6 protein-coding genes are annotated in these 5,780 nt (G+C 69.0%); 2 read left to right on the forward strand and 4 right to left on the reverse strand.

Annotated elements, in window-relative coordinates; translation table 11 throughout:
• Window positions 1–215 precede the first annotated feature (215 nt).
• The gene (locus QH276_RS30310; protein WP_280400269.1) at window positions 216–446 is read right to left on the reverse strand and encodes a hypothetical protein; all 231 of its coding nucleotides are present in this window, start codon (window positions 444–446) and stop codon (window positions 216–218) included.
• Between the two features lie 89 nt (window positions 447–535).
• Between QH276_RS30310 and QH276_RS30315 the strand changes: the two genes are divergently transcribed.
• Entirely contained in the window at window positions 536–1,744 is a 1,209-nt protein-coding gene (locus tag QH276_RS30315; RefSeq protein ID WP_280400268.1) for an alpha/beta hydrolase family protein, read from the forward strand.
• Window positions 1,745–1,786: 42 nt separating this feature from the next.
• Here QH276_RS30315 and QH276_RS30320 read toward each other — a convergent pair whose 3' ends face one another.
• The 3 genes from QH276_RS30320 to QH276_RS30330 all read right to left on the reverse strand — a co-directional run bounded on the left by QH276_RS30320 (window position 1,787) and on the right by QH276_RS30330 (window position 4,997).
• Window positions 1,787–3,361 (reverse strand): DHA2 family efflux MFS transporter permease subunit, encoded by a 1,575-nt coding sequence (locus QH276_RS30320; RefSeq protein ID WP_280400267.1) that lies wholly within the window; start codon window positions 3,359–3,361, stop codon window positions 1,787–1,789.
• On the reverse strand, window positions 3,358–3,840 hold the full coding sequence (locus QH276_RS30325) for a MarR family winged helix-turn-helix transcriptional regulator (protein ID WP_280400266.1): 483 nt from the start codon (window positions 3,838–3,840) through the stop codon (window positions 3,358–3,360). Before QH276_RS30325 ends, QH276_RS30320 begins: the two co-directional genes overlap by 4 nt.
• 218 nt (window positions 3,841–4,058) lie before the next feature.
• Window positions 4,059–4,997, reverse strand: a complete 939-nt coding sequence (locus QH276_RS30330; RefSeq protein WP_280400265.1) for an alpha/beta fold hydrolase — start codon at window positions 4,995–4,997, stop codon at window positions 4,059–4,061.
• Between the two features lie 231 nt (window positions 4,998–5,228).
• Between QH276_RS30330 and QH276_RS30335 the strand changes: the two genes are divergently transcribed.
• Entirely contained in the window at window positions 5,229–5,555 is a 327-nt protein-coding gene (locus tag QH276_RS30335) for a histone-like nucleoid-structuring protein Lsr2 (protein ID WP_280400264.1), read from the forward strand.
• The last annotated feature ends 225 nt before the right edge of the window (window positions 5,556–5,780 follow it).

The raw sequence follows: 5,780 nt of genomic DNA on the forward strand, positions 1-5,780 counted from the left end.
CCCCCCCCCGCGGCCCCCCCCGGCGCGCCCCCCCCCCCCCCCCACCGGGCCCGGGGGTGGGGGGGGTGGGGGGGGGGGGGGGGGGGGCCCCCGCCGCGCCCGCCGGGTCGGCGCCGCGGCCCCACGGGGTCGGTTTGGCCATCAACCCAGTGTATTTCTGCGTTCACCACTGGGAACAATCGCTGGAACAGTGCGCCCGACAACTATTTCCGGTGTCAGGCGGCATCCGAATGACCGGCGCGGCCGGCCGCCACGAGGTCCACGACCGTTTCTCGCAGCACGGTCCGGGCCAGCAACGCCTGTTCGTGCAGGGCCGTCGAAACCGGGCTACCGGCGGCCGATTCGGCTTCGGCGAGATCGACGAGTTCGTTGACGATATGACACAGCGCGAGCAAGCGCCGCACCGTATCCCGTCGCTCGGCCGGCGGTATGACTTCGGGGTCCACGCTCATCACATCGCCCGCCGTCGACGAGTTGTTTCGCGGCGCCCGGTAGCGTCGCTCCGGAAAGCCGATCGACCCGCCGGGAGGCACTGGTGACCGTGGTCCGGATACTGCTGACGCTACTGGCCGTGGCGCTCATCGCGCCGCTGTCCGCCTGCGCCACCGGCGACGTCGCGCCCGAGGACCCCACGCCGGCCGGCCGCGGCGATCTCGTATCGGCCACCCCGATCGTGACGATGGACGCCGCGCAGACCCGCGACTACCTCACGAAATGGAAGTATCCGGTTCCGCGGGCCAACGGTGTACGCACCTATCGGGTCGTCTACGGCACCGTCACCCCGGACGGTGCGCCGACCACCGCGAGCGGGCTGGTGGTCGTCCCCGAAACCGATATCCCGCGCCTGCGCACCGTTTCCTACGCGCACGGCACGGTCGTGCGCCGGGACGAGGCACCGTCCGCGGCGGGTGAGTCCGATCGCGCCCGCACGGTGCTGTTCGCCGCCGCCGGCTATCTGGCGGTCGCGCCCGATTATCTCGGGCTGGGTTCGGGGCCCGGCCCGCACCCGTACGCACACGCACCGTCGGAGGCTTCCGCCTCGGCCGATCTGCTGCTCGCCGCGCGTGCGCTGCTCGCCGAACAGGGCCGCGAGGTACATCCCGACATCCTGGTCACCGGTTTCTCGCAGGGTGGACAGGCGGCTCTCGCGCTCGGCCGCGACCTGCAGGCCGGAGCGGTCCGGGATGCGCGCCCCGGCGCGGTGGCGGCGGTGAGCGGTCCGTACGCGATCCAGGAGGTCCAGGCCCCGGCCGCGCTGGACGGCCGTGTCGAACCGCGCCAGGCCGTCGTCTTCCTGGCGTACTGGACCACTGCCATGAACCGGATCCACCACCTCTACGACGATCCCGCCGCCGCGTTCCGGCAACCGTACGCACAGCAGGTCGAGCAACTCTTCGACGGCCGGCACGATCTGCTGACCATCGCGTCGAAGCTGCCGCGCACCCCGCAGGAACTACTCACCCCCGAATACCTCGAGCTGGCCCGCAATCCCACCGGTACCGCCCTGCGCGCCATGGCGGACAGCGATACCGTCTGCGACTGGACTCCTACCGCGCCTGTCCGCTTGTACGCCGCGACCGGTGACCGCAGTGTCCCGTTCGAGAACTCCCAGCGGTGTATGAAGGCCGAACTCGGTGCGGGCGCCGAGCTGATCGATCTCGGCGCCCTCGATCACGGCGCCACCACGACCACCGCGCTCCCGCTGATCCTGGATTGGTTCCTGCAGACGGCTCCGCCCGCCTGAACCGGGCGGTTCGGGCGGGCGGAGCGATGCGGTCCGGTGCGCTCAGTGCATGAGTACCGGCGCCGGGCTGTTCTCGCCCGCCTTCGGGACCGAGCTCGCCTTACGCGGCAGCAGCAGCGAGAACGCCACCGTCACCACACACAGCACGAAGGCGACCCAGAAACTGCTCGCGTAGGCGTCCGACATCTCGCCCAGCATCACGGCCTCGAACTTGTCACCCAGGCTCGCGATGTACTGCAGCACCCCGGGGTCGGGCTGTGCGCCCGTGCGCTGTGCCTCCATCATCGCCTGCCCGGCCGATACCGCCTGTGAATCCTGCATCCGGTTGGTCAGGACCACCGAGATCACCGCGACACCCACCGAACTGGCGATCTGCTGAATGATGTTGAGCAGCGTGGATCCGCGTGCCACCTGTGCCTCCTGCAGAGTACGCAGCGCGGCCGTCATCAGTGGCATCATCGTCAAGCCCATACCGAGACCCATGACGAACAGCACGCCGAGCACGTAGACGTAGGAGCTGTCGGCCTCGATCTGGGTGAGCCCGAAGATGGTCGCGGTCAGAATCGCCAGGCCGGCCGGGACCACCCGGCCCACCGGCACCTTGTCCACCAGCATGCCCGCGATCGGCATGGTGAGCAGCGAACCGATACCCTGCGGAGCCACCAGCAACCCCGCCATCAGCGCACTCTCACCCCGGACCTGCTGGAAGTAGGTCGGGATCAGCAGCAACCCGCCGAAGAACGACGCCGAGAACAGGAACATGGTGATGGTGGCGACGGTGAGATCGCGATTCTTGAACAGCCGCAGATCCAGCAGCGGGTTCTTGGGCTTGAACGAGTAGAAGACGAACGCGGCCACCAGAGCGCCACCGACCAGCATCGTCGCCCACACCTTCGGGGTGTTGACGGTGCCTTCCTCCGGGATGGAGGAGATGCCGTACAGGAACAGCGCCAGACCCGGTGAAAGCATCAGCATGCCCACGAAATCGAATTTCTCGGTGGGGTGTGCCTCGTCCTTCGGCAGCGCGAACCAGGCGTAGACGATCGCGATCGCACCGAGCGGCAGGTTGATCAGGAAGATCCAGTGCCAGGAGGCGTCCTCGATGAGCCAGCCACCGAGAACCGGGCCGAGAATCGGGCCCAGCAGCATCGGAACACCGAGAATGGCCATCAGCCGGCCCATCCGCTCGGGTCCCGCGGCCTTCGTCATGATGGTCATACCGAGCGGCATGAGCATCCCGCCGCCGAGCCCCTGGATGACCCGGAACCCGATGAGGGCACCGATGTTCCAGGACAGTGCACACAGCACCGACCCGACGGTGAACAGCAACAGCGCCATCATGTAGAGGCGTTTGGTGCCGAACCTGTCGGCGGCCCAGCCGGTCAGCGGGATCACGGTGGCCAGCGCCAGCGTGTAGGCGGTGACCGTCCACGCGACCGTGGAGTAGTTGGCGACATGGAATTCGGATTGGAACGTCGGCATCGCGACGTTGACCACCGTGATGTCCAGGATGGACATGATGGATCCGAGGACCACCACACCGGCCAATTTCAGAACCGACGCGTCGATTCTGTCGGAAGCCCCCGCGGGTGGCGCGGGGGCTTGGGTTGCGTTCACGAATTGTCTCCTGAGGGTGCTGGGGGGTATGCCGCGACTTTCTGAATGGCCCCGGACTCGAGTACAGCGGTGAGGACCTTGCAGAGGTCGGTACGCAGTGCGTCGGGTAGGCGGGCGACCGCCTGGTCGATCGTCGCGCGGTGGATCGCGATCTGGTCCCGGGCGAGCTGATGCCCGTGTTCGGTGGGGCCGACCAGTTTGACCCGCCGGTCGGTGGGGCTTTCCTGCCTGGTGAGCAGGCCCAGGCGGACCAGCCGGTCGACATTGCGGCCGGCCGCCGTCATCGACAGGCCGAGTTCCTCCGCGATGGTGTGGATCGGCTGCGGCTCGCGGTGCTGGACGACACTGAACAGCACCCGGGCCTGAGCGACGCTGAGATCCAGTTCGGCGAGCCTGTCGACTCCCTTCCACCGTCCCGGATCGCAGACCCCGAGCACGAAATACTCGATCAGCGTGCTCGTTTCCACCTCACTGGCCACCGCGCGATGATAGGGGACCCCGTGATAGTTGCGGAAGCGGGATTATCGCGTCTGTGATGGGAACCATAAAGGGGTGCCCCGGAGCATCACGTGATCCGGCGACCGCACGTTCGTTCCGACGCGCGCCGGTGTCCGCGAACGGTGGCTCCGATCATGGTGTCGGCGACGTCTTCGGGTGTGCCCGTGCGGCAGCTCCTGCCGCCCAGAGGAGCCGCCCGCTAGTTCATCGGGTGCGACCCGGGTCGCTCACCGGTGAGGAACAGGCCGATCCGCCCCGCGACCTCCCCGGGCCGCTCCAGATGCAGGAAATGCCCCGCATCCGTCACCGTTTCGCTCACGCCGCCCGCCGGTGCGAGAACCTCACCCACCCGTGCCGCGAACACCGGATGCATGGTGGTATCCGCCGAACCGTGCAGGTACAGCATCGGCACCCGGGGCGCCTGATCCCAGTACCGGTGTGGTCCGGCGTACGGCTCCGGAACCTTCGCCGGACGCAAGAACGCGCGATAGTAGGAGAGCGCGGCGGTTCGATGTGCACCGGTGGGCAGCGCGGCGAGCGTATGGGCGATATCCTCCGCGGCCGGGTAGCCGGGGGACCAGTCGTGCCAGAGCCGGGGTATCAGCCGGTCGAGGCTGCGTTCGGCGATTCCGGGCAGCTGGTTGAACAGGATGTACCAGCTGTACCGCAGCTGCCGCAGGTACGCTCCGGCCGATCGCCGGGCCGTGGCCGGTCGCGGCCGCATCGCCGGAACCGGTGGCACCGCGAGCGAGACCACCTGCCGGAACGGGCAGTCGGGCAGGGCGGCAATCGTATTGGCGGTGAGCGCGCCCCAATCGTGTCCGATGAGGACGGCGTCGGCCGGGTTGCCGAGCGCTCGGTACAGGGCCAGCGCGTCGTAGGCGAGTGCGCCGAGATGGTAGTCCCCGTCCGCTGGGACAGCGGTCGGGGCGTAGCCCCGGGTGAACGGTGCGATCACCCGGAACCCGCGGTCGGCGAGTGCCGGTCCGAGATGCCGCCAGGTCCACGCGGTGTCCGGGAAGCCGTGCAGGCACAGGGCGAGCCGGCCGCCGGGCGCGCCCCACGCCAGCGCTGTCATCGCGAGATGGGGCAGGTCGAATTCCACGGTCTCCGGTTCCCGCGGGTGTTCTGTGTTCATCCTCTGTCCTCTCCGATCCGACCGCCACGGTAGCGGTCCGCGTCCGGATTCCGCCCCGGCGTCGCGGCATTCACCGCTAGCGGTATGCTCACAGCCCCCGGGAGAGGTAGCTGTGCCGGTACTGCGGACGAGCTCGGATTCCGCACAGCCGATCGGCTCTGATTCGCACAGCCGCGGGGGTTGTTGATGTCATATGTGGCAATGTTGTTCGGGGATCGGAGGAGCTAGCCCATGGCGCGCAAGGTCGTCATCAGTTTGATCGATGACCTCGACGGCGAATCACCCGCGGCCGAAACTGTGGTGTTCGCACTCGAGGGAGTGAAGTACGAGATCGACCTGACCGAAGCCAACGCGGGGGAGTTGCGCGCAGTCTTCGGCAAATGGACCCCGTTCGCCCGCCGGGCCGGCCGGATCGGGCGGACCAAACGGGAACGGGCCGGTGGATCCGTATCGGCGAAGGTGATCCGGGAATGGGCGCAGCGCAACGGGCACGAGGTGTCGGCGCGGGGCCGTATCCCGGCCGGAGTGCTCGCCGAATTCCACCGGGTGAACGGTTAGGGCCCAGCCGCCGCCTCCCCTGCGGCGGCGTTTTTGGGGGAACGGGCCCCCCCGGGGGCCGGGGGGGAAACGGGGGGCCCGGGGCCGCGGGGGGGGGGCGCCCCCCCCCCCGCGGGCCCCCCGGGGGCGGGGTTTTCCCCCCCGCCCCCGCCGGGGCCGCGCCCTTTTTTTCCCCCCCGCCCCGGGGGGGGGGCGGTTCCCCCAAAAAAGCCGCCGCAGGGGAGG

The sequence above is a fragment of the Nocardia carnea genome, from assembly GCF_029869215.1.
Classification (GTDB): Bacteria; Actinomycetota; Actinomycetes; order Mycobacteriales; family Mycobacteriaceae; genus Nocardia; species Nocardia carnea_B.

What these genes read in the sequence shown, in the direction of transcription:
- QH276_RS30330 (WP_280400265.1), bottom strand. Translation starts at nt 4,997, where the DNA reads ATGAACACAGAACACCCGCGGGAACCGGAGACCGTGGAATTCGACCTG.
- QH276_RS30335 (WP_280400264.1), top strand. Translation starts at nt 5,229, where the DNA reads ATGGCGCGCAAGGTCGTCATCAGTTTGATCGATGACCTCGACGGCGAA.